Raw genomic sequence first — 23,210 nt, forward strand, 5'->3', positions numbered from 1 at the left:
ACTATACTTAGCACACCTTTAGCGCTGTGCTGGCGGATAGTCTGCCTGAGACAAGTTTTCAAGGATTCGTAACGTGATTAACGACATCAGAAAAGATGCTGAAGTACGCATGGACAAATGCGTAGAAGCGTTCAAAACCCAAATCAGCAAAATCCGTACTGGCCGTGCTTCCCCAAGCCTGCTGGATGGCATCATCGTAGAATACTACGGTACGCCAACCCCTCTGCGCCAGCTGGCGAGCGTAACGGTAGAAGATACCCGTACGCTGAAAATCAACGTGTTCGATCGCTCTATGAGCCCGGCCGTTGAGAAAGCGATCATGGCCTCTGACCTCGGCCTGAACCCAAGCTCTGCGGGTGCGGACATCCGCGTTCCGCTGCCTCCGTTGACCGAAGAGCGCCGTAAAGATCTGATCAAAGTGGTCCGTGGCGAAGCTGAGCAGGGTCGTGTTTCCGTGCGCAACGTTCGTCGCGACGCGAACGATAAAGTAAAAGCGCTGCTGAAAGAAAAAGAGATCAGTGAAGATGACGATCGTCGTTCTCAGGACGACATCCAGAAAATGACCGACGCTGCCATCAAGAAAATTGATGCGGCGCTGGCAGATAAAGAAGCGGAACTGATGCAGTTCTGATTTCTGTCGTACACTGATAAACGCCGTTCAGAGGGACTTCGGGTCTTGCTGGCGGCGTTTTGCTTTTATCTGGTCTAACTTTTTTCGGGCATCTCATGAAGCATTTAACACTCCTCGGCTCAACCGGCTCTATCGGTTGCAGTACTCTCGACGTTGTTCGCCATAACCCTGAACTTTACACCGTGACAGCGCTGGTGGCCGGTAAGAATGTGCAGCGAATGGTCGAGCAGTGCCTGGAGTTTACGCCCCGCTATGCGGTGATGGATGACGAAGAGAGCGCGCGTCTGCTGAAAGCGCAACTGCTTGAAAAGGGCTGTCGAACCGAGGTTCTGAGTGGCCAACAGGCGGCCTGCGAGATGGCGGCGCTGGATGAGGTGGATCAGGTTATGGCAGCCATCGTCGGGGCTGCAGGATTATTGCCGACGCTTGCCGCGATTGATGCCGGTAAGGATGTTCTGCTGGCCAACAAAGAGTCACTGGTCACTTGCGGACGCCTGTTTATGGATGCGGTGAAGCAGCGCGGCGCGCGTCTTTTACCGGTCGACAGCGAACACAACGCGATTTTTCAGAGTTTACCGCAACCTTTTCAACAGAACCTGGGGTACGCTGACCTGGAGCAGAATGGCGTGGTATCTATTCTGCTTACCGGGTCTGGTGGCCCGTTCCGTGAAACCCCACTGTCTGAACTGAGCGCAATGACGCCGGATCAGGCGTGTCGTCATCCGAACTGGTCGATGGGGCGTAAAATCTCCGTTGACTCTGCCACCATGATGAACAAAGGTCTGGAATACATTGAAGCGCGCTGGCTGTTTAATGCGTCAGCGAAACAGATGGAAGTACTGATCCACCCGCAATCGGTGATTCACTCGATGGTGCGCTATCAGGATGGCAGCGTGTTGGCACAGCTAGGCGAGCCAGATATGCGTACGCCTATTGCCCATTCAATGGCGTGGCCGAATCGAGTGAAATCCGGCGTGAAGCCGCTTGATTTCTGCAAGCTAAGTTCCCTGACGTTCAGTGAACCAGACTACGACCGCTATCCTTGTCTGAAGCTTGCGATGAATGCCTTTGACCAGGGGCAGGCGGCGACGACGGCACTTAATGCAGCTAATGAAATTACCGTTGAAGCATTTCTGAATCAGCAGATTCGCTTTACCGATATCGCGTCGTTAAATTTATCGGTACTGGAAATGATGGATTTGCGCGAACCACAGAGCGTGGAAGAGGTGCTGGCGGTGGATACAGCTGCGCGTGATATTGCGCGCCAACAGGTGACTCGTCTCGCAAGCTGGTGATAAAGCAAGCACTAGTCGTCGTGCTATTTGTTAGCGTTGGGCTTCAGTGATATAGTCTGCGCCACCTGATCGCAGGAATTTGACTTTACGTGGTCAGGTAAGCCGTGGTTTGACACGGCTTTTTTATGTATAGGCTTCAGTATTCCTGAGTACCGTTAAATCCTTTTCAGGGACAAAAAACGCGTTATGTTGTCTGCGAATCAACCAATAAGCGAAAACTTGCCAGCTCATGGCTGCCGTCATGTAGCAATCATTATGGATGGCAATGGCCGCTGGGCGAAAAGACAAGGGAAAATACGAGCCTTTGGGCATAAAGCAGGGGCGAAATCTGTTCGCCGCGCCGTTTCTTTTGCCGCCAATAACGGCATTGATGCGTTAACGCTCTATGCTTTTAGCAGTGAAAACTGGAATCGACCTCCGCAGGAAGTGACTGCGTTGATGGAATTGTTTGTGTGGGCGCTAGACAGCGAAGTAAAAAGCCTGCACCGCCACAACGTCCGCCTGCGTATCATTGGCGATACCAGTCGTTTTAACTCACGTTTGCAGGAACGGATTCGTAAAGCAGAAGCGTTGACTGAAAGTAATACCGGTCTGACGCTTAATATTGCAGCGAATTACGGCGGACGCTGGGACATTATCCAGGGCGTTCGGCATCTGGCCGAACAGGTTCAGGAAGGGCTGCTGAGACCCGACCAAATTGATGAAGAGGCGCTGAGTAAGCAAATCTGCATGAATGAACAGGCGCCAGTGGATTTGGTAATTAGGACAGGGGGGGAACATCGCATAAGTAACTTTTTGATATGGCAAATTGCCTATGCCGAACTTTACTTTACGGATGTTCTTTGGCCCGATTTTGATGAACAAGACTTTGAGGGTGCGCTGCATGCTTTTGCCAATCGAGAGCGTCGTTTCGGCGGCACCGAGCCTGGTGGCGACAAAGCCTGATGGGGGTAGCTTTTGCTGAAGTATCGCCTGATTTCCGCTTTTGTATTAATACCCATTGTCATTGCGGCGCTGTTTTTACTGCCCCCGGTGGGATTCGCTATTGTTACGCTGGTGGTGTGCATGCTCGCCGCGTGGGAATGGGGACAGTTTAGCGGCTTTACCTCGCGCAGCCAGCGAGTATGGCTTGCGGTACTCTGTGGCTTTATCCTGGCCATAATGCTGTTTACGTTGCCTGAATATCATCATGATATTCATCAACCGCTGGTTGCCGGTTCCCTGTGGGTATCGTTGGCCTGGTGGGTTGGTGCGCTGCTGCTGGTGCTTTTTTATCCAGGTTCTGCGGCGTTATGGCGTAATTCTAAAGTGCTGCGACTGATATTTGGCTTGCTCACAATTGTTCCATTTTTCTGGGGTATGGTCGCGCTTAGGGCCTGGCACTACGACGAAAACCATTACAGCGGTGCGATCTGGCTGCTTTATGTGATGATTCTCGTCTGGGGGGCTGACTCCGGGGCCTATATGTTTGGTAAACTGTTCGGCAAACACAAACTGGCGCCGAAGGTATCTCCGGGCAAAACCTGGCAGGGATTCATCGGCGGCCTGTTTACGGCAGCGATTATCTCCTGGGGCTATGGCGTCTGGGCGAATCTGGAAGTGGCACCGTCAATCCTGCTGGTGTGCTCGATTTTTGCTGCGCTTGCCTCAGTGCTCGGTGATTTAACCGAGAGTATGTTTAAGCGTGAAGCAGGGATTAAGGACAGCGGACACCTGATTCCAGGGCATGGCGGTATACTGGATCGCATTGATAGCCTCACAGCGGCTGTTCCAGTGTTTGCTTGTTTGCTTTTACTGGTATTCGGGACGATTTAACGGAAGGTTTTATGCTGAGCATTCTCTGGAATCTGGCGGCGTTCATTGTTGCACTGGGTGTACTGATTACCGTGCATGAATTTGGCCATTTCTGGGTTGCTCGCCGTTGCGGTGTGCGGGTAGAGCGGTTTTCCATCGGTTTTGGCAAATCACTTTGGACGCGCACCGACCGTCATGGCACTGAATTTGTCATCGCCCTTATCCCGCTGGGTGGCTACGTCAAAATGCTCGACGAACGCGTTGAGCCTGTTACTCCTGAGCTACGACACAGCGCATTCAACAATAAAACCGTTGGACAACGCGCCGCCATCATTGCTGCCGGACCGGTAGCTAACTTCATCTTTGCTATTTTCGCTTACTGGCTGGTGTTTATCATCGGCGTCCCCGGCGTGCGTCCGGTAGTGGGTGAAATTGCCCCCAACTCCATCGCGGCAAGTGCGCAAATTACATCCGGGATGGAACTTAAAGCGATTGATGGCATCGAAACCCCTGATTGGGATGCCGTGCGACTGCAGCTGGTAGCCAAAATTGGCGATCCGCAGACAACCATCAGCGTATCGCCGTTTGGCACAGACGTGCGCCAGAACAAAGTGCTCGATTTGCGTCACTGGCGTTTCGAACCAGACAAAGAGGATCCCGTCGCTGCGCTGGGCATTCGTCCACGCGGCCCACAGATCGAGCCGATATTAGCCGAAGTACAGGCAAATTCGGCAGCGAGCAAAGCGGGTTTGCAAGCAGGCGACAGGATCGTTAAAGTCGATGGTCAACCATTAACAGAGTGGATGACCTTTGTTACTCTGGTGCGCGATAATCCGGGAACGTCTCTCGCGCTGGAAGTTGAAAGGCAAGGTAGTCCGCTTTCGCTGACGCTGATCCCGGATACAAAGTCGGTCGGCAAAAAGGCAGAAGGGTTTGCAGGCGTTGTGCCAAAAGTGATCCCGCTGCCAGATGAGTACAAGACAATACGCCAGTATGGGCCGTTCAGCGCCATCCTTGAAGCCACGGATAAAACATGGCAACTGATGAAGCTGACGGTCAACATGTTGGGGAAATTGATAACCGGTGATGTGAAACTGAACAACCTCAGTGGGCCAATTTCGATTGCTCAGGGGGCTGGGATGTCAGCGGAATTCGGGGTGATTTACTATTTCATGTTCCTCGCGCTCATTAGCGTGAACCTTGGGATAATCAACCTGTTCCCGCTTCCCGTTTTAGACGGGGGTCATCTGCTGTTTTTAGCGATTGAAAAGCTAAAAGGCGGACCGGTATCCGAGCGAGTTCAAGACTTTAGTTATCGCATTGGCTCGATTTTGCTGGTGCTGTTAATGGGGCTTGCACTTTTCAATGATTTCTCTCGGTTGTAAGAGAGTGTTAGGAAGAACGCATAATAACGATGGCGATGAAAAAGTTGCTCATAGCGTCGCTGCTGTTTAGCAGCGCCACCGTATACGGTGCTGACGGGTTCGTAGTGAAAGACATTCATTTCGAAGGCCTCCAGCGTGTCGCCGTTGGTGCGGCCCTCCTCAGTATGCCTGTACGCCCCGGCGATACGGTTAATGATGAAGATATCAGTAACACCATCCGTGCTCTGTTTGCCACCGGCAACTTTGAGGACGTTCGCGTTCTGCGCGATGGTGATACGCTGCTGGTTCAGGTAAAAGAACGTCCGACGATCGCCAGTATCACTTTCTCCGGTAACAAGTCGGTGAAAGATGACATGCTCAAGCAGAACCTTGAAGCATCCGGTGTTCGTGTGGGGGAATCTCTGGACCGTACAACCCTTTCAGACATTGAAAAAGGTCTGGAAGACTTCTACTACAGCGTCGGTAAATACAGCGCCAGCGTGAAAGCGGTGGTGACCCCACTGCCACGTAACCGTGTTGACCTGAAGCTGGTCTTCCAGGAAGGTGTTTCAGCGAAGATCCAGCAGATCAACATTGTCGGCAACCACGCTTTTAGCACCGACGAACTGATCTCCACTTTCCAGCTGCGCGATGAAGTGCCGTGGTGGAACGTGGTAGGCGATCGCAAATACCAGAAACAAAAACTGGCGGGCGACCTCGAAACCCTGCGCAGCTACTATCTGGATCGTGGCTACGCGCGTTTCAACATCGACTCGACTCAGGTGAGTCTGACTCCGGACAAGAAAGGCATCTACATTACGGTTAACATCACTGAAGGCGATCAGTACAAGCTTTCTGGTGTTGAAGTGAGTGGTAACCTGGCGGGGCATTCAGCTGAAATCGAATCGCTGACCAAAATTCAGCCAGGCGATCTATACAGCGGCTCTAAAGTCACCAAAATGGAAGACAGCATTAAGAAGCTGCTCGGCCGCTATGGTTATGCCTATCCGCGCGTACAAACGCAGCCTGAAATCAACGATGCGGATAAAACCGTTAAGCTGCACGTTAACGTCGACGCGGGCAACCGTTTCTACGTGCGTAAGATTCGCTTCGTCGGCAACGACACCTCCAAAGATTCCGTTCTGCGTCGCGAAATGCGTCAGATGGAAGGCGCATGGTTAGGTAGCGATCTCGTTGATCAGGGTAAAGAGCGTCTAAACCGTCTGGGCTATTTTGAAACGGTTGATACCGATACCCAACGCGTACCCGGCAGCCCGGATCAGGTTGATGTCGTTTATAAAGTGAAAGAGCGTAACACCGGTAGCTTCAACTTCGGTGTGGGCTACGGTACTGAAAGCGGCGTCAGCTTCCAGGTTGGCGTGCAGCAGGATAACTGGCTGGGTACGGGTTACTCTGTCGGTATTAACGGTACCAAAAACGACTACCAGACCTACTCTGAGTTTTCTGTTACTAACCCATACTTCACCGTTGACGGTGTGAGCCTGGGCGGTCGTATTTTCTATAACGACTTTAAAGCTGACGATGCGGATCTGTCCTCGTACACCAACAAGAGTTACGGTGTGGATGGTACGCTTGGCTTCCCGGTTAACGAATACAACACCCTGCGTGCGGGCTTAGGTTACGTGCATAACGACCTGTCCAATATGCAACCGCAGGTGGCGATGTGGCGTTATCTGGACTCTATCGGTCAGTCGGCGAGCAAAAACAGCGATAACAACGGTTTCGCTGCGGATGACTTCACCTTCAACTACGGCTGGACCTATAACCGTCTAGACCGTGGTTACTTCCCAACGGAAGGTTCTCGCGTCAACCTGAACGGTAAAGTTACCGTACCGGGTTCCGATAACGAGTTCTATAAAGTCACGCTGGATACCGCGTCCTACTTCCCGATCGATGACGATCATAAGTGGGTGGTTCTGGGTCGTACCCGTTGGGGTTATGGTGACGGCTTAGGTGGTAAAGAACTGCCGTTCTATGAAAACTTCTATGCCGGTGGCTCCAGTACCGTTCGTGGCTTCCAGTCCAATAACATTGGTCCGAAAGCGGTTTACTACGGCGGGAACGACAAAGACAACTGCGAAAGCCGAGATCCAAAAGATGTATGTAGCTCTGATGATGCTGTAGGCGGTAACGCCATGGCCGTGGCGAGCCTTGAGTTCATCACGCCAACGCCGTTTATCAGTGATAAATACGCAAACTCCGTACGTACATCCTTCTTCTGGGATGCCGGTACGGTGTGGGATACCAACTGGGAGAACACTGCCCAGATGCGTGCCGCTGGCGTTCCAGACTACAGCGATCCGAGCAATATTCGCATGTCTGCCGGTATCGCATTACAATGGATGTCACCGCTGGGGCCGTTGGTCTTCTCTTACGCCCAGCCGTTTAAGAAATATGATGGAGATAAGTCGGAGCAATTCCAGTTTAACATTGGTAAAACCTGGTAATAATCCGCAGCAAAGGAATGCGTTGGCAGTGTAGCGCTGACAACTGGCGATCGGTAAAACGGTCGCCTTGCCACGCAAAGAACGGTACCTTCTGGTGCCAATGGGATGGTAAGGAGTTAATTGTGAAAAAGTGGTTATTAGCTGCAGGTCTCGGTTTAGCGATGGCAACTTCTGCTCAGGCAGCAGACAAAATTGCAATCGTCAACATGGGTAATTTGTTCCAGCAGGTTGCACAGAAAACTGGCGTTTCTGCGACTCTGGAAAACGAATTCAAAGGCCGTGCAAGCGAACTGCAGGGTATGGAAAACGATCTTCAGTCCAAAATGCAGCGTCTGCAGCGTGATGGTTCTACCATGAAAGCGAGCGATCGCAGCAAACTGGAAAAAGACGTAATGGCTCAGCGCCAGACGTTCTCCCAGAAAGCGCAGGCTTTCGAGCAGGATCGTCAGCGTCGTTCTAACGAAGAACGTGGCAAGCTGGTGACTCGCATTCAGACTGCTGTTAAATCAGTGGCTGCCGATCAGAACATCGATCTGGTTGTTGATGCGAACGCTGTAGCTTTCAACAGCAGCGATGTTAAAGACATCACCGCTGATGTTCTGAAACAGGTTAAATAAGTAATGCCTTCAATTCGACTGGCTGATTTAGCTCAGCAGTTGGATGCAGAATTACACGGTGATGGCGATATCGTCATCACCGCTGTTGCGTCCATGCAATCTGCTAAAGCTGGCACGATTACCTTCATGGTAAGCCCTAAGTACCGTGAGCAACTGGCACAATGCCAGGCGTCAGCTGTTGTTCTGACGCAGGACGATCTTCCGTTTGCCACTGCAAGCGCACTGGTAGTGAAAAATCCCTACCTGACGTATGCACGCATGGCTCAAATTCTCGATACCACGCCGCAGCCGGCCCAGAACATTGCTGCCAGCGCAGCGATTGATCCGACGGCAAAGCTTGGTAACAACGTCGCCGTTGGCGCGAATGCGGTTATCGAATCCGGCGTGGTGCTGGGCGATAACGTCGTCATTGGCCCGGGCTGCTTCGTTGGGAAAAATACCAAAATCGGCGCCGGGACCCGTTTATGGGCCAATGTGTCCGTTTACCATGAAGTCGACATTGGCGAAAACTGCCTCGTCCAGTCCAGTACCGTGATTGGTTCTGATGGTTTTGGTTACGCTAACGATCGCGGTAATTGGGTTAAGATCCCGCAACTTGGTCGCGTGATTATTGGCGATCGCGTGGAGATTGGCGCCTGTACCACCATTGACCGTGGCGCACTTGACGACACGATCATTGGCAATGGTGTTATCATCGATAACCAGTGCCAGATTGCGCATAACGTCGTGATTGGCGACAATACCGCGGTTGCGGGTGGCGTCATCATGGCAGGCAGCCTGAAAATTGGCCGTTATTGCATGATTGGCGGTGCGAGCGTGATTAATGGCCATATGGAAATATGCGACAAGGTGACTGTGACGGGTATGGGCATGGTAATGCGTCCTATCACTGAACCTGGCGTCTATTCCTCAGGCATTCCGCTACAGCCCAACAAGGTATGGCGTAAAACAGCAGCTCTGGTGATGAACATTGATGATATGAGCAAGCGCCTCAAGTCTCTTGAGCGCAAAATCGATCAACAAGACTAAGCGTCATCCGTTTAACGCTATTTTTCCCGGCCTGTCGGCTTTCTAATAAACCGGCAGGCCGTGTTATTATTGTTATCAGTACATTTTGACAGGAAGAGTATTTTGACTACTGACACTCATACTCTGCATATTGAAGAGATTTTAGAACTTCTGCCGCACCGCTACCCGTTTCTGCTGGTAGACCGTGTGCTGGATTTTGAAGAAGGTCGTTTTCTGCGCGCAGTGAAAAATGTTTCCGTGAACGAGCCGTTCTTCCAGGGACACTTCCCGGGGAAACCTATCTTCCCGGGTGTGTTGATCCTGGAAGCTATGGCACAGGCTACCGGTATTCTGGCGTTTAAAAGCGTCGGCAAACTGGAGCCAGGTGAGCTGTATTACTTCGCGGGTATAGATGAAGCGCGCTTCAAGCGCCCTGTCGTGCCTGGTGATCAGATGATCATGGAAGTCACTTTTGAAAAAACGCGTCGCGGCCTGACTCGCTTCAAAGGCGTAGCTCTGGTTGACGGCAAAGTTGTTTGCGAAGCGACGATGATGTGTGCTCGTAGCCGGGAGTCCTGATACGTGATTGATAAATCCGCCTTTATTCATCCTACCGCGATTGTGGAAACCGGCGCCATCATTGGTGCTAACGTTCACATTGGCCCGTTTTGTATTGTTGGACCCCATGTCGAAATTGGTGAGGGTACAGTACTGAAATCTCACGTTGTCGTGAATGGTCATACGACCATTGGCTGCAATAACGAGATCTATCAGTTCGCCTCCATCGGCGAAGTTAACCAGGATCTCAAATATGCTGGTGAGTCGACCCGTCTGGAAATTGGCGATCGTAACCGTATTCGCGAAAGCGTCACCATTCATCGTGGAACAGTGCAGGGTGGTGGGTTGACGAAGGTGGGCAGCGATAACCTGTTTATGGTTAATGCGCATATCGCGCATGACTGTACCGTGGGTGACCGCTGTATTCTTGCCAACAATGCAACGCTGGCAGGACACGTATCGGTTGATGACTTCGCAATTATTGGCGGCATGACCGCAGTCCATCAGTTCTGCATCATTGGTGCACACGTGATGGTCGGCGGATGCTCCGGTGTGGCGCAGGACGTCCCACCGTATGTGATTGCGCAGGGCAACCATGCCACGCCGTTTGGCGTGAACATCGAAGGCCTCAAGCGTCGTGGTTTTAGCCGCGAAGCGATTACTGCCATCCGCAACGCGTACAAACTGCTGTACCGTAGCGGTAAAACGCTGGAAGAGGCGAAGCCGGACATTGCCGAGCTGGCGAAAAAGCACCCGGAAGTGAACGCGTTCATGGAATTCTTTGACCGTTCCACGAGGGGTCTGATTCGTTAATGGTCGATAGTCGTCCGCTTACGATAGCCCTGGTCGCCGGAGAAACCTCCGGCGATATTCTTGGTGCAGGTCTCATTCGCGCGCTGAAGGCGCGTGTACCTAACGCACGCTTTGTGGGCGTTGCTGGCCCGCTGATGCAGGCCGAAGGCTGCGAAGCCTGGTATGAAATGGAAGAGCTGGCCGTGATGGGCATCGTTGAGGTGCTGGGGCGGCTACGCCGTTTGCTGCATATTCGCGCCGATCTTACCCGCCGCTTCACCGAACTCAAACCCGACGTGTTTGTCGGTATCGATGCACCTGATTTCAACATTACCCTCGAAGGGAATCTGAAAAAGCAGGGCATTAAAACCATTCACTACGTCAGCCCGTCCGTCTGGGCGTGGCGACAGAAACGTGTTTTCAAAATTGGGCGGTCCACCAACCTGGTGCTGGCTTTCCTGCCTTTCGAAAAGGCGTTTTACGACAAATTCAATGTTCCGTGCCGTTTTATCGGTCATACCATGGCGGATGCGATGCCGCTGGATCCGGATAAAAACGCGGCGCGTGACGTGCTGGGCATCCCGCATGATGTGCACTGTCTGGCATTGCTGCCGGGCAGCCGTGGCGCAGAAGTTGAGATGCTGAGCGCAGATTTCCTTAAGACCGCGCAAATCCTTCGTCAGACATACCCCGATCTGGAAGTCGTGGTACCGCTGGTCAACGCCAAACGCCGCGAGCAGTTTGAGCGCATCAAGGCCGACGTCGCACCAGACCTCCAGATCCGCCTTCTGGACGGGAAAGGTCGGGAGGCAATGGTCGCGAGCGATGCCGCGCTGTTAGCCTCCGGAACGGCAGCGCTGGAGTGTATGCTGGCAAAATGCCCGATGGTGGTAGGCTATCGCATGAAGCCGTTCACCTTCTGGCTGGCAAAACGTCTGGTAAAAACGGATTATGTCTCCCTGCCAAACCTGCTTGCCGGACGCGAGCTGGTGAAAGAGCTGTTGCAGGATGAGTGTCAGCCGCAGCTGCTTGCCGATGCGTTGCTCCCGCTGCTTGCAAACGGTAAGACCAGCCACCAGATGCATGATACGTTCCGCGAACTGCATCAGCAGATCCGCTGTAATGCCGATGAGCAAGCGGCTGATGCGGTGCTGGAGTTAGCAAAATGATGGAATTTGTTTATCCTCATACCCACCTTGTGGCGGGTGTGGACGAAGTAGGACGCGGCCCGTTGGTAGGCGCAGTGGTCACCGCGGCGGTGATCCTCGATCCGGCTCGTCCCATTATCGGGCTGAACGACTCTAAAAAATTGTCCGAAAAGCGCCGGCTGGCGCTGTTTAGTGAGATTCAGGAGAAGGCGCTAGCCTGGAGCCTGGGGCGCGCTGAACCGCATGAAATAGACGAGCTGAATATTTTGCATGCCACGATGCTGGCGATGCAGCGTGCGGTTGCGGGTTTGAAAATTTCCCCTGAATATGTCCTGATTGACGGCAACCGCTGTCCGGCACTGCCAATGCCTTCAATGGCGGTCGTCAAAGGCGATAGCCGGGTCGCAGAAATCAGCGCGGCTTCTATTATTGCCAAAGTGACGCGCGACGCCGAGATGGCCGCGCTGGACCTGACTTACCCTCAGTACGGTTTCGCCCAGCATAAGGGATATCCCACCGCTTTCCATCTGGAAAGACTGGCTGAACATGGCGCAACCGAACATCACCGGCGCAGCTTTGGCCCGGTGAAACGCGCGCTGGGACTGGTGTCCTGAATCAATACGCAAGCAATTAAGTAACGCGGAATCTGAAGATGGCTGAACCACGTTTCGTACACCTGCGGGTGCATAGCGACTACTCCATGATCGATGGGCTGGCGAAGACCGGGCCGCTGGTAAAAAAGGCGGCCTCCCTTGGCATGCCCGCGCTGGCGATCACCGATTTTACCAACCTGTGTGGCCTGGTGAAGTTCTACGGAACGGCGCATGGCGCAGGGATGAAGCCAATCGTCGGCGCGGATTTTCACGTGCAGAGCGATCTCATCGGCGATGAAATGACGCAAATCTCCGTGCTGGCGATGAACAACACGGGCTATCAAAACCTCACTCTGCTTATCTCAAAAGCCTACCAGCGCGGGTATGGCGCGCTGGGGCCGTGGATCGACCGCGACTGGCTGGCTGAGCTGAATGAAGGGCTGCTGCTGATCTCCGGCGGCCGTATGGGCGATGTCGGCAAATGTCTGCTGCGTGGCAATAGCGCGCTGGTGGATCAGTGCGTGTCATTCTATGAAGAGCATTTCCCGGATCGTTATTATCTGGAGTTGATCCGCACCGGCCGTCAGGACGAAGAGAGCTATCTTCATGCCGCTGTGGCACTCGCAGAAGAGCGCGGGTTGCCCGTGGTGGCCACCAACGATGTGCGCTTCCTTGAGCCGGGTGATTTTGACGCTCACGAAATCCGCGTGGCGATCCACGATGGCTTCACGCTGGACGATCCTAAACGACCGCGCAACTACTCATCGCAGCAGTACATGCGCAGCGAAGAGGAGATGTGTGAACTCTTCTCCGATATCCCGGAAGCGCTGGAAAACAGCGTAGAGATTGCCAAGCGCTGTAACGTTACCGTCCGCCTCGGCGAGTACTTTCTGCCGCAGTTCCCGACAGGAGACATGACCACGGAAGATTTCCTGGTCGCAAAATCAAAAGAAGGTCTGGAAGAGCGTCTGGAGTTTCTGTTCCCGGATGAGGCCGTTCGCAAAGAGAAGCGTCCGCCGTACGATGAACGCCTGGATATTGAACTCCAGGTGATCAACCAGATGGGCTTCCCGGGCTACTTCCTGATCGTCATGGAGTTCATCCAGTGGTCGAAGGATAACGGCGTACCGGTTGGGCCCGGACGTGGCTCCGGTGCGGGTTCGCTGGTGGCCTATGCGTTAAAAATTACCGACCTCGATCCGCTGGAATTTGACCTGCTGTTTGAACGTTTCCTCAACCCGGAACGTGTCTCGATGCCCGACTTCGACGTCGACTTCTGCATGGAGAAACGCGACCAGGTTATCGAGCACGTGGCCGATATGTACGGCCGTGATGCGGTATCGCAGATTATTACGTTCGGTACGATGGCGGCGAAAGCGGTTATCCGTGACGTAGGCCGCGTGCTGGGACACCCTTACGGTTTCGTCGATCGCATCTCTAAGCTGGTGCCGCCTGACCCGGGCATGACGCTGGCGAAAGCCTTTGAGGCCGAGCCGCAGCTGCCCGAAATCTACGAAGCGGACGAAGAAGTAAAAGCGCTGATCGACATGGCGCGTAAGCTGGAAGGCGTGACGCGTAACGCCGGTAAGCATGCGGGCGGGGTGGTTATCGCTCCGACCAAAATTACCGATTTTGCACCGCTCTACTGCGATGAAGCGGGTCAGCACCCGGTAACCCAGTTTGATAAGAACGACGTAGAATACGCCGGGCTGGTGAAGTTCGACTTCCTCGGCCTGCGTACGCTGACCATCATCAATTGGGCGCTGGAGATGATCAACGCCCGCCGTGAAAAGAACGGCGAGCCGCCGCTCGATATCGCAGCCATCCCGCTGGATGACAAGAAAAGTTTCGACATGCTGCAGCGCTCGGAGACTACCGCGGTCTTCCAGCTTGAATCCCGCGGCATGAAAGACCTGATTAAGCGCCTGCAGCCCGACTGTTTCGAAGATATGATCGCTCTGGTTGCCCTGTTCCGTCCGGGCCCGCTGCAGTCGGGGATGGTAGATAACTTTATCGACCGTAAGCACGGTCGCGAAGAGATTTCCTATCCGGATGTGCAGTGGCAGCATGAAAGCCTGAAGCCGGTACTGGAGCCTACCTACGGCATCATCCTATATCAGGAACAGGTTATGCAGATAGCCCAGGTACTCTCTGGCTATACCCTTGGTGGCGCGGATATGCTGCGTCGAGCAATGGGTAAGAAAAAGCCGGAAGAGATGGCCAAGCAGCGCGGCACCTTCGAAGAGGGCGCGAGAAAAAACGGCATTGATGGCGAACTGGCGATCAAGATCTTTGACCTGGTAGAAAAATTCGCCGGGTACGGGTTTAACAAATCCCACTCTGCCGCCTATGCTTTGGTCTCGTATCAGACGCTGTGGCTGAAAGCGCACTATCCTGCTGAATTTATGGCGGCGGTAATGACCGCCGATATGGACAACACCGAGAAGGTAGTGGGCCTGGTGGACGAGTGCTGGCGCATGGGGCTGAAGATCCTGCCGCCGGATATTAACTCGGGTCTCTACCATTTCCACGTCAACGAGCACGGGGAAATTGTCTACGGGATCGGCGCGATCAAAGGCGTGGGCGAGGGGCCGATCGAGGCGATCCTCGAAGCGCGTAACAACGGCGGGTATTTCCGCGAGCTGTTCGATCTTTGCGCCCGTACTGATACCAAAAAACTGAACCGCCGCGTGCTTGAAAAGCTGATCATGTCCGGCGCGTTTGACAGGCTGGGGCCGCACCGGGCCGCGCTGATGAATTCCCTCGGCGATGCGCTGAAAGCGGCAGATCAACATGCGAAAGCGGAAGCCATTGGTCAGGCGGATATGTTCGGCGTGCTGGCGGAAGAGCCAGAGCAGATCGAGCAATCTTATTCCAACTGCCAGCCGTGGCCAGAACAGGTGGTGCTGGATGGGGAGCGTGAGACGTTAGGCCTGTACCTGACGGGGCACCCGATCAACCAGTACATTAAAGAAATTGAGCGCTATGTCGGCGGCCACAGGCTGAAAGACATGCATCCGACAGAACGTGGTAAAATCACCACGGCTGCGGGGCTCGTGATTGCTGCAAGGGTTATGGTCACCAAGCGCGGCAATCGTATCGGCATCTGTACGTTGGATGACCGTTCCGGGCGTCTGGAGGTGATGTTGTTCACCGACGCGCTGGATAAATACCAGCAATTGCTGGAAAAAGACCGCATACTTATCGTCAGCGGACAGGTCAGCTTTGATGACTTCAGTGGGGGGCTTAAAATGACCGCCCGCGAAGTGATGGACATTGACGAAGCCCGGGAAAAATATGCTCGCGGGCTTGCTATCTCGCTGACGGACAGGCAAATTGATGACCAGCTTTTAAACCGACTCCGTCAGTCTCTGGAACCCCACCGCTCGGGGACAATTCCAGTACATCTCTACTATCAGAGGGCGGATGCACGTGCGCGGTTGCGCTTTGGTGCAACGTGGCGTGTCTCTCCGAGCGATCGTTTACTTAACGATCTCCGTGGCCTCATTGGTTCGGAGCAGGTGGAACTGGAGTTTGACTAATACAGGAATACTATGAGTCTGAATTTCCTTGATTTCGAACAGCCGATTGCTGAGCTGGAAGCGAAAATCGATTCTCTGACAGCGGTAAGCCGTCAGGATGAAAAACTGGATATTAACATCGACGAAGAAGTGCATCGTCTGCGTGAGAAAAGCGTAGAACTGACGCGCAAAATCTTTGCCGATCTCGGCGCATGGCAGGTAGCCCAGCTGGCACGCCATCCACAGCGTCCGTACACCCTGGATTATGTCCGCCTGGCGTTTGACGAATTTGACGAACTGGCAGGCGATCGCGCATACGCTGACGATAAAGCTATCGTTGGTGGTATCGCGCGTCTGGACGGACGCCCGGTGATGATCATTGGTCATCAGAAAGGCCGTGAAACCAAAGAGAAAATCCGTCGTAACTTTGGTATGCCAGCACCAGAAGGCTACCGTAAAGCCCTGCGTCTGATGGAGATGGCTGAGCGTTTCAACATGCCAATCATCACCTTCATCGACACCCCGGGTGCATACCCAGGCGTGGGCGCGGAAGAGCGCGGTCAGTCTGAAGCCATTGCGCGCAACCTGCGCGAGATGTCTCGTCTGAAGGTGCCTGTCATCTGTACCGTTATCGGTGAGGGTGGTTCCGGTGGTGCGCTGGCAATTGGCGTGGGTGATAAAGTGAATATGCTGCAGTACAGCACCTATTCCGTAATTTCCCCGGAAGGCTGTGCGTCTATTCTGTGGAAAAGCGCCGACAAAGCGCCTCTGGCCGCAGAAGCGATGGGCATCATTGCGCCGCGCCTGAAAGAGCTTAAGCTGATCGATTCCATCATCCCGGAACCACTGGGCGGTGCGCATCGTAAGCCGGAAGTGATGGCTGCTTCTCTGAAAGCACAGCTGCTGGCTGACCTGGCGGATCTGGACGTGCTGAGCAAAGAAGATCTGCTCAACCGTCGTTACCAGCGTCTGATGACCTACGGTTACGCGTAAGCTTCACAATTATCTGAAAAGCCGCACATTGTTGCGGCTTTTTTTATACCTGCCGTTTAGCCGGACTATGCTTAGCTAAAGTTTTTAAGGAGGAAGCCCATGAATATCATTGCCATTATGGGGCCGCACGGCGTCTTTTATAAAGATGAGCCGATTAAGGAGCTGGAGCACGCCCTGCAGTCGCGCGGGTATCAGCTAATCTGGCCGCACAACAGCGCCGACCTGCTGAAGTTCATTGAGCATAATCCGCGTATCTGCGGCGTGATCTTCGACTGGGATGAATATGACCTCGAACTGTGCAGCGATATCAACAAGCTGAACGAATATCTCCCGCTGTACGCGTTTATTAATACCCACTCGACAATGGACGTCAGCGCCAACGATATGCGTATGGCGCTGTGGTTCTTTGAATACTCGCTCGGCGTGGCGGAAGATATTGCGACCCGCATTCAGCAATATACCGGTGAATATCTCGATAACATTACGCCGCCGTTTACCCGCGCGCTCTTCACCTACGTGAAGGAGGGCAAATATACCTTCTGTACGCCTGGGCATATGGCGGGGACGGCCTACCAAAAAAGCCCGGTGGGCTGCCTGTTCTATGATTTTTTCGGCGGCAACACGCTGAAGGCGGACGTGTCAATTTCGGTCACTGAGCTGGGCTCTCTGCTCGACCACACCGGCCCGCACCTCGAAGCCGAAGAGTATATCGCCCGCACCTTTGGTGCCGAGCAGAGCTATATGGTGACCAACGGCACCTCAACCTCAAACAAAATCGTCGGGATGTATGCTGCACCTGCCGGCAGTACCCTGCTGATTGACCGTAACTGCCATAAATCGCTGGCTCACCTGCTTATGATGAGCGACGTCGTACCGCTCTGGCTGTCACCCACACGTAACGCGCTCGGCATTCTTGGTGGTATTCCGCGCCGGGAGTTCACGCATCAAGCCATTGAAAGTAAGGTCGCGGCAGTGCCCGGTGCAGGCTGGCCTGTCCATGCGGTGATCACCAACTCAACCTATGACGGTCTGCTGTACAACACTAACTGGATTAAAGAAACGCTGGATGTGCCGTCGATTCACTTTGATTCCGCGTGGGTGCCGTACACCAACTTCCACCCGATTTACGCGGGTAAAAGCGGCATGAGCGGTGAACGCGTGCCGGGTAAAGTGTTCTTCGAAACGCAGTCGACGCACAAAATGCTGGCCGCGTTTTCCCAGGCTTCGCTTATTCACATCAAAGGCGAGTACGACGAAGAGACCTTTAACGAAGCCTTTATGATGCATACCACTACCTCACCGAGCTATCCGCTGGTTGCCTCCATTGAAACGGCCGCGGCGATGCTGCGCGGCAACCCGGGTAAACGCCTCATCAACCGTTCGGTGGAGCGGGCGCTACATTTCCGCAAAGAGGTTCAGCGTCTGAAAGATGAAGCCGACGGCTGGTTCTTTGATATCTGGCAGCCGGAAGAGATTGATGAAGCGGCGTGCTGGCCGGTCTCGCCCGGGGAAGGCTGGCATGGCTTCCGGGATGCCGACAGCGACCATATGTTCCTCGATCCGGTAAAAGTGACAATTCTGACGCCGGGCATGGATGAACAGGGCAAGATGAGTGAAGAAGGTATTCCGGCCGCGCTGGTCGCGAAATTCCTTGATGAACGGGGTGTGGTGGTGGAAAAAACCGGCCCCTATAACCTGCTGTTCCTGTTCAGTATTGGGATCGATAAAACCCGTGCGATGGGGCTGCTACGAGGCCTGATGGAGTTTAAGCGTGCCTACGATCTCAACCTGCGGGTGAAGAACATGCTGCCGGATCTCTACGCGGAAGATCCTGACTTCTATCGCAATATGCGTATTCAGGATCTGGCCCAGGGGATCCACAGGTTGATCCGCCAGCACGATCTGCCGCGTCTGATGCTTCAGGCGTTCGATGTGTTGCCGGAGATGAAGTTTACCCCGCACAAGGCGTGGCAGCGCCAGGTGAAAGGGGAGGTCGAAACCGTCGAACTGGAAAATCTGGTCGGACGCGTATCGGCCAATATGATCTTGCCTTACCCGCCTGGCGTGCCGCTCCTGATGCCGGGAGAGATGATTACCGAAGAGAGTCGGGCCGTGCTCGATTTTCTGCTGATGCTCTGTTCGGTTGGGCGGCACTATCCCGGTTTTGAGACGGATATTCACGGTGCGAAGCGCGATGAGAGCGGCGTTTACTGGGTGCGAGTCCTAAAATAAGGGTGACCGCTTGCAAGGTGCGGGTTTTCGGTTGTAACGTTCAGGCATCATAAAAAGGAGAAGCTATGCTGGGTTTAAAACAGGTTCACCATATTGCGATCATTGCGACCGATTACGCGAAAAGTAAGGCCTTCTACTGCGACATCCTTGGCTTTACGCTGTTGAGCGAAGCGTACCGCGAGGAGCGTGACTCCTGGAAGGGGGATCTCGCGCTAAACGGGCAATATGTGATTGAACTGTTCTCTTTTCCTTTTCCGCCTGCGCGTCCGTCCCGCCCGGAAGCCTGTGGGCTGCGCCATCTTGCCTTCAGCGTTGATGACCTGGATAGCGCGGTAAAACATCTGGCGTCTCACGGCGTAACGTGCGAACCGATCCGTGTCGATCCGTTTACCGACAAGCGTTTTACCTTTTTCAACGACCCGGACGGCCTGCCGCTGGAGCTTTACCAGCAGTAATGTTTGTCCTGTGTGATAATGCCCGCTCAGTTCGGGCATTTTTTATGTGTAATTTCCTATGACCTTACCCGCTATCGCGCAAGCCGTTTCACCGTACCGCCAGCTGCTGGTGGGGTTTAGCGGTGGCCTGGATTCCACCGTTCTGCTCCATCGTCTTAAACTCTGGCGCGACCGGGAACCTGACGTCCAGCTTCGGGCTATGCATATTCATCACGGATTAAGTTCTCATGCAGAGGAGTGGGTGGCGCACTGTGAAGCCCTGTGTGCGGCGTGGGCGATCCCGCTCCTCGTGGAGCGCGTCACGCTTGTGGATGAAGGGTTGGGCATCGAGGCGCAGGCGCGTAAAGCCCGCTATGCCGCTTTTACCGGCGCATTGCAGCCCGGCGAAGTGCTGGTGACGGCCCAGCACCAGGATGACCAGTGCGAAACGTTTTTGCTGGCGCTTAAGCGGGGCAGTGGGCCGGCGGGGCTATCTGCCATGCCTGAGCGCTCTGAGTTTGCCGGCACAACATTACTGCGTCCGCTGCTTGGCGAGACGCGTGCGTCGCTGGAAGCCTGGGCGCAAGAACATCAGCTGAACTGGATTGAAGATGAGAGCAACCAGGATGACGGCTACGACCGTAACTTCCTGCGTCTGCGCGTCCTCCCGCTGCTCAGCGAGCGCTGGCCGCATTTTGCCGATGCAACAGCACGAAGCGCCACGCTGTGCGCCGAACAGGAATCGTTGCTGGATGAGTTGCTGAGTGAAGAGCTGACTGAACTGATTTCTGACGACGGGGCGCTGGCGATTACACCGCTGAAAGGGATGAGCCCGGTACGTCGCGCCGCACTGTTACGACGCTGGCTGGCCTCTCATCACGCAGCGATGCCGTCGCGGGCGATGCTGAGTCGCATCTGGGATGAAGTCGCACTGGCGCGGGATGACGCTTCCCCGTGCGTACACCTGAACGGCTTTGACGTAAGACGCTATAAAGGGGAACTCTGGTGGATAAAATCCACGCCCTCACTGACGGATGTAGTGCTCGACTGGCTTTCTCCTGATGCACCGCTGGTATTGCCCTGTGAGACGGGACGTGTCTCTCTCGAACCGTCTGGTCATGTGCGGCTGCCGAAGCCCGGTGAGCCGGTAACCGTACGCTTTAAGGCTGGCGGTATGCTGCATATCGTCGGGCGTAAGGGGGGACGCAAGCTGAAGAAAATATGGCAGGAGAGTAACGTGCCGCCGTGGCTGCGCGACACCACGCCGCTACTGTTCTACGGTGAGGCGTTGATTGCTGCTGCGGGCGTTTTCATCACGGAAGAGGGATGGTCGGAAGAGGGAGTTAGTTTTGAGTGGCAGAAAGCGTAACGGGCAGCCTGGCTGCCCGTTGATGTCATCAGGATTCACTCACCACGACGGTGCCGATTTGCGGGTGGCTGAAGCTGGCAATTTTATCCAGACGCAGCTCACGCGTTGCTCCGGCATCTTCCACTATCAGATATTCCACATTCTTACGTGAAACCAGATCGCTGGCTTTCCCCTTCAACACTTCGCCATCTTTTAGCTCCAGCGTCAGTATTAAGTGATGCTGGCAGGCGAGTTCGAGGTTGTCATAGTCATCACAATTGATGGGTTGATAAGTTTCATTCATCGACATAATCGCTCACCAGTAAATTCGCCGCAGCATACGCTGCTTTTTCCCTGACCGACTCTGAAAGGCTCTCATCGGAGGCCACTTCATTAAGCACTTTCAATACACAGCCCAGCGCGTCCGGGACATACCCCAGATCTCCGCTGGCGATTTCCGCATACCGTTTGCGAATTAACTCACAATAATTATTCACATCCCCTCCCGCCAGCGCACTGACTTACTGTGAGATATCATTAAGCCTACGAAGATAAACTCGGTTTAGCAAGGTGACTATACCATACTCATTTAAGCAATATCAGAGCCTTGATAGCGGTGTATTTAACACCCGTAACAGCCTTTTGCCGTTGTTTTCGCTACAATGGGCGCCTGATTCGAATGGAGTTCTCTCATGGCGCTGAAAGCGACAATCTATAAAGCAGTGGTCAATGTGGCCGATCTTGATCGCAACCAGTTCCTGGATGCGTCGCTTACTCTGGCACGCCACCCCTCTGAAACCCAGGAGCGCATGATGCTGCGCCTGCTGGCGTGGATAAAGTACGCCGACGAGCGTCTGCAGTTTACCCGTGGGTTAAGCGCAGAAGACGAGCCTGAAGCCTGGCTGCGCAACGATCATCTGGGTATCGATTTGTGGATTGAACTCGGTCTGCCGGACGAGCGCAGGATTAAGAAGGCCTGCACCCAGTCCGCTGAAGTGGCCTTATTCGCATATAATCAGCGCGCTGCGGAGATCTGGTGGCAGCAAAGCAAGAGCAAGTGCGGACAGTTTAAAAATCTCACGGTCTGGTATCTGGATGATGAGCAGCTGGCGCAGCTGAGCGAATTTGCCGGCCGGACCATGGTGTTGCAGGCGACGATTCAGGACGGCGCAATCTGGCTCTCTGATTCTCAGAATAATCTGGAAATTCATTTGACGGCGTGGCAGCCCGCGTCATGATCGTCTTGTCCCGAAACGTCAGCATTCCTGACAATGAGCTGGAGATCACTGCCATTCGGGCTCAGGGGGCAGGCGGACAGCACGTCAACAAGGCTTCCACGGCTATCCATTTGCGTTTTGACATTCGGGCCTCAAGCCTGCCAGAGTATTATAAAGAAAGCCTGCTCGCCGCCAGTCATCACCTTATCACCAGCGATGGCGTGATTGTGATCAAAGCTCAGGAATACCGCAGCCAGGAGTTAAACCGGGAAGCGGCGATAGCCAGGCTGGTGGCGGTCATCAAAGAGTTAACGGCAGTACAAAAAAGCCGCCGGGCAACGCGGCCAACCCGCGCATCGAAAGAGCGTCGGCTGTCCTCGAAGGCCCAAAAATCCACAGTGAAAGCACTACGCGGTAAAGTTCGTCGCCCGACAGAGTGACGAAAGGGAACACAATTTTCATAAGGAATTCATTGTGAAAAAAGCATTATTATCAGCGCTGGCAGTGAGTACGCTGTTTGCGCTTTTCGGGTGTAACAACCGTTCTGAGACGCAGGTTATGCAGCCCGCGCAGAATGAAGAGTTAAAGCCAATGCAGCAGAGCTGGCGCGGCGTATTGCCTTGCGCAGACTGTGAAGGCATTGAAACGTCGCTGTTCCTGCAAAAAGACGGAACTTGGGTTATGAATCAGCGCTATCAGGGCGCTAAAGAGCCCTCGTCATTTGCGACTTACGGGACATGGGCGCGTACGGCTGAGAAGCTGGTTCTGACGGATACCGCCGGTGAGAAAACCTTTTTCCGCGCCAAAGGCGAGGGGATGGAGATGCTTGACCGCGAAGGCAACCCGATTGAATCCCAGTTCAACTACACGCTTGCGCCGGTAAAAGCGGCTCTACCTGCCACGCCAATGGCAATGCGGGGGATGTATTTCTATATGGCCGACGCGGCGATCTTTACCGACTGCGCAACCGGCAGGAAAGTCAGCGTAGCAAACAATGCGCAGCTGGAGCGTGATTACGCGGTTGCGCGCGGCAATAACAGCAAGCCGGTATTGCTGACGGTTGACGGTCACTTTACGCTGGAGCCAAACCCGGATAGCGGAGAGATGGTGAAAACGCTGGTGGCAGATAAAGACGCGAAATTCGTTGCGGGCAAAGACTGTAACAGTAAATAAGCTGACAATTACCCATTAAAAAAC

At 54.0% G+C, this 23,210-nt stretch carries 22 protein-coding genes; 20 read left to right on the forward strand and 2 right to left on the reverse strand.

The features are described 5' to 3' along the window. The first annotated feature begins 73 nt into the window (after nt 1-73). The 17 genes from frr to tilS all read left to right on the forward strand — a co-directional run bounded on the left by frr (nt 74) and on the right by tilS (nt 20,817). Nucleotides 74-631 carry a ribosome recycling factor gene (frr, locus tag ACWHWP_RS04415; protein ID WP_047346410.1) on the forward strand — a complete coding sequence of 186 codons (558 nt, stop codon included), beginning with the start codon at nt 74-76 and terminating at the stop codon, nt 629-631. Between the two features lie 95 nt (nt 632-726). Beyond that, the gene (ispC, locus tag ACWHWP_RS04420) at nt 727-1,926 is read left to right on the forward strand and encodes a 1-deoxy-D-xylulose-5-phosphate reductoisomerase (RefSeq protein ID WP_063957498.1); all 1,200 of its coding nucleotides are present in this window, start codon (nt 727-729) and stop codon (nt 1,924-1,926) included. A gap of 186 nt (nt 1,927-2,112) precedes the next feature. After that, nucleotides 2,113-2,871 carry a (2E,6E)-farnesyl-diphosphate-specific ditrans,polycis-undecaprenyl-diphosphate synthase gene (gene ispU / locus ACWHWP_RS04425; RefSeq protein ID WP_059311929.1) on the forward strand — a complete coding sequence of 253 codons (759 nt, stop codon included), beginning with the start codon at nt 2,113-2,115 and terminating at the stop codon, nt 2,869-2,871. Between the two features lie 12 nt (nt 2,872-2,883). Next, a complete protein-coding gene (cdsA, locus tag ACWHWP_RS04430; RefSeq protein ID WP_047346413.1) occupies nt 2,884-3,741 on the forward strand; it encodes a phosphatidate cytidylyltransferase in 858 nt (285 codons plus the stop codon). Between the two features lie 11 nt (nt 3,742-3,752). Then, a complete protein-coding gene (rseP, locus tag ACWHWP_RS04435) occupies nt 3,753-5,105 on the forward strand; it encodes a sigma E protease regulator RseP (protein ID WP_447855128.1) in 1,353 nt (450 codons plus the stop codon). A gap of 29 nt (nt 5,106-5,134) precedes the next feature. Beyond that, a complete protein-coding gene (bamA, locus tag ACWHWP_RS04440; protein ID WP_447855129.1) occupies nt 5,135-7,552 on the forward strand; it encodes an outer membrane protein assembly factor BamA in 2,418 nt (805 codons plus the stop codon). A gap of 122 nt (nt 7,553-7,674) precedes the next feature. Then, a complete protein-coding gene (skp, locus tag ACWHWP_RS04445; RefSeq protein ID WP_047346416.1) occupies nt 7,675-8,169 on the forward strand; it encodes a molecular chaperone Skp in 495 nt (164 codons plus the stop codon). A 3-nt stretch (nt 8,170-8,172) separates the two neighbouring features. Further along, nucleotides 8,173-9,198 (forward strand): UDP-3-O-(3-hydroxymyristoyl)glucosamine N-acyltransferase, encoded by a 1,026-nt coding sequence (gene lpxD / locus ACWHWP_RS04450; protein ID WP_059311925.1) that lies wholly within the window; start codon nt 8,173-8,175, stop codon nt 9,196-9,198. A 102-nt stretch (nt 9,199-9,300) separates the two neighbouring features. Next, nucleotides 9,301-9,756: a 3-hydroxyacyl-ACP dehydratase FabZ gene (gene fabZ, locus ACWHWP_RS04455; RefSeq protein WP_010426706.1), complete on the forward strand. Its 456-nt coding sequence runs from the start codon at nt 9,301-9,303 to the stop codon at nt 9,754-9,756. A gap of 3 nt (nt 9,757-9,759) precedes the next feature. Next, nucleotides 9,760-10,548, forward strand: a complete 789-nt coding sequence (lpxA, locus tag ACWHWP_RS04460) for an acyl-ACP--UDP-N-acetylglucosamine O-acyltransferase (protein ID WP_047346418.1) — start codon at nt 9,760-9,762, stop codon at nt 10,546-10,548. Then, complete coding sequence (gene lpxB, locus ACWHWP_RS04465) at nt 10,548-11,696, forward strand: lipid-A-disaccharide synthase (RefSeq protein ID WP_059311924.1); 1,149 nt, start codon at nt 10,548-10,550, stop codon at nt 11,694-11,696. The genes lpxA and lpxB overlap by 1 nt, the downstream gene beginning before the upstream one ends. Continuing rightward, on the forward strand, nt 11,693-12,289 hold the full coding sequence (rnhB, locus tag ACWHWP_RS04470) for a ribonuclease HII (RefSeq protein ID WP_047346420.1): 597 nt from the start codon (nt 11,693-11,695) through the stop codon (nt 12,287-12,289). Before lpxB ends, rnhB begins: the two co-directional genes overlap by 4 nt. Before the next feature lie 38 nt (nt 12,290-12,327). Next, on the forward strand, nt 12,328-15,810 hold the full coding sequence (gene dnaE / locus ACWHWP_RS04475; RefSeq protein WP_047346421.1) for a DNA polymerase III subunit alpha: 3,483 nt from the start codon (nt 12,328-12,330) through the stop codon (nt 15,808-15,810). Nucleotides 15,811-15,822: 12 nt separating this feature from the next. Then, a complete protein-coding gene (gene accA / locus ACWHWP_RS04480) occupies nt 15,823-16,782 on the forward strand; it encodes an acetyl-CoA carboxylase carboxyl transferase subunit alpha (RefSeq protein WP_008501895.1) in 960 nt (319 codons plus the stop codon). Nucleotides 16,783-16,881: 99 nt separating this feature from the next. Further along, nucleotides 16,882-19,014 carry a lysine decarboxylase LdcC gene (locus ACWHWP_RS04485; RefSeq protein ID WP_447855131.1) on the forward strand — a complete coding sequence of 711 codons (2,133 nt, stop codon included), beginning with the start codon at nt 16,882-16,884 and terminating at the stop codon, nt 19,012-19,014. Nucleotides 19,015-19,079: 65 nt separating this feature from the next. Next, nucleotides 19,080-19,469 carry a VOC family protein gene (locus ACWHWP_RS04490; RefSeq protein ID WP_447855132.1) on the forward strand — a complete coding sequence of 130 codons (390 nt, stop codon included), beginning with the start codon at nt 19,080-19,082 and terminating at the stop codon, nt 19,467-19,469. 58 nt (nt 19,470-19,527) lie between these two features. Then, a complete protein-coding gene (tilS, locus tag ACWHWP_RS04495) occupies nt 19,528-20,817 on the forward strand; it encodes a tRNA lysidine(34) synthetase TilS (RefSeq protein ID WP_447855133.1) in 1,290 nt (429 codons plus the stop codon). 28 nt (nt 20,818-20,845) lie between these two features. On the opposite strand, the gene rof is transcribed toward tilS, so the two are convergent. Both rof and ACWHWP_RS04505 read right to left on the reverse strand, forming a co-directional pair. After that, the gene (gene rof, locus ACWHWP_RS04500) at nt 20,846-21,106 is read right to left on the reverse strand and encodes a Rho-binding antiterminator (RefSeq protein WP_047346425.1); all 261 of its coding nucleotides are present in this window, start codon (nt 21,104-21,106) and stop codon (nt 20,846-20,848) included. Beyond that, the gene (locus ACWHWP_RS04505; RefSeq protein ID WP_008501889.1) at nt 21,093-21,293 is read right to left on the reverse strand and encodes a YaeP family protein; all 201 of its coding nucleotides are present in this window, start codon (nt 21,291-21,293) and stop codon (nt 21,093-21,095) included. Before ACWHWP_RS04505 ends, rof begins: the two co-directional genes overlap by 14 nt. A 195-nt stretch (nt 21,294-21,488) precedes the next feature. On the opposite strand from ACWHWP_RS04505, the gene ACWHWP_RS04510 reads away from it, so the two are divergent. From ACWHWP_RS04510 to nlpE, 3 genes are read left to right on the forward strand one after another with little or no spacing between them, the layout of a single operon-like run. Further along, nucleotides 21,489-22,034 (forward strand): YaeQ family protein, encoded by a 546-nt coding sequence (locus ACWHWP_RS04510; RefSeq protein WP_059311919.1) that lies wholly within the window; start codon nt 21,489-21,491, stop codon nt 22,032-22,034. Beyond that, complete coding sequence (gene arfB / locus ACWHWP_RS04515) at nt 22,031-22,453, forward strand: alternative ribosome rescue aminoacyl-tRNA hydrolase ArfB (protein ID WP_032649720.1); 423 nt, start codon at nt 22,031-22,033, stop codon at nt 22,451-22,453. The genes ACWHWP_RS04510 and arfB overlap by 4 nt, the downstream gene beginning before the upstream one ends. A 34-nt stretch (nt 22,454-22,487) precedes the next feature. Next, nucleotides 22,488-23,186 (forward strand): envelope stress response activation lipoprotein NlpE, encoded by a 699-nt coding sequence (nlpE, locus tag ACWHWP_RS04520; RefSeq protein ID WP_447855134.1) that lies wholly within the window; start codon nt 22,488-22,490, stop codon nt 23,184-23,186. The last annotated feature ends 24 nt before the right edge of the window (nt 23,187-23,210 follow it).

Source organism: Enterobacter sp. WI-ESBL-E8 (assembly GCF_053364895.1).

Coding starts and splice junctions, on each gene's coding strand:
- ACWHWP_RS04490 (WP_447855132.1), top strand. CDS start 19,080: ATGCTGGGTTTAAAACAGGTTCACCATATTGCGATCATTGCGACCGAT.
- rseP (WP_447855128.1), top strand. CDS start 3,753: ATGCTGAGCATTCTCTGGAATCTGGCGGCGTTCATTGTTGCACTGGGT.
- lpxD (WP_059311925.1), top strand. CDS start 8,173: ATGCCTTCAATTCGACTGGCTGATTTAGCTCAGCAGTTGGATGCAGAA.
- arfB (WP_032649720.1), top strand. CDS start 22,031: ATGATCGTCTTGTCCCGAAACGTCAGCATTCCTGACAATGAGCTGGAG.
- rnhB (WP_047346420.1), top strand. CDS start 11,693: ATGATGGAATTTGTTTATCCTCATACCCACCTTGTGGCGGGTGTGGAC.
- accA (WP_008501895.1), top strand. CDS start 15,823: ATGAGTCTGAATTTCCTTGATTTCGAACAGCCGATTGCTGAGCTGGAA.
- ACWHWP_RS04510 (WP_059311919.1), top strand. CDS start 21,489: ATGGCGCTGAAAGCGACAATCTATAAAGCAGTGGTCAATGTGGCCGAT.
- dnaE (WP_047346421.1), top strand. CDS start 12,328: ATGGCTGAACCACGTTTCGTACACCTGCGGGTGCATAGCGACTACTCC.
- bamA (WP_447855129.1), top strand. CDS start 5,135: ATGGCGATGAAAAAGTTGCTCATAGCGTCGCTGCTGTTTAGCAGCGCC.
- tilS (WP_447855133.1), top strand. CDS start 19,528: ATGACCTTACCCGCTATCGCGCAAGCCGTTTCACCGTACCGCCAGCTG.
- ispC (WP_063957498.1), top strand. CDS start 727: ATGAAGCATTTAACACTCCTCGGCTCAACCGGCTCTATCGGTTGCAGT.
- lpxB (WP_059311924.1), top strand. CDS start 10,548: ATGGTCGATAGTCGTCCGCTTACGATAGCCCTGGTCGCCGGAGAAACC.
- ispU (WP_059311929.1), top strand. CDS start 2,113: ATGTTGTCTGCGAATCAACCAATAAGCGAAAACTTGCCAGCTCATGGC.
- rof (WP_047346425.1), bottom strand. CDS start 21,106: ATGTCGATGAATGAAACTTATCAACCCATCAATTGTGATGACTATGAC.
- ACWHWP_RS04485 (WP_447855131.1), top strand. CDS start 16,882: ATGAATATCATTGCCATTATGGGGCCGCACGGCGTCTTTTATAAAGAT.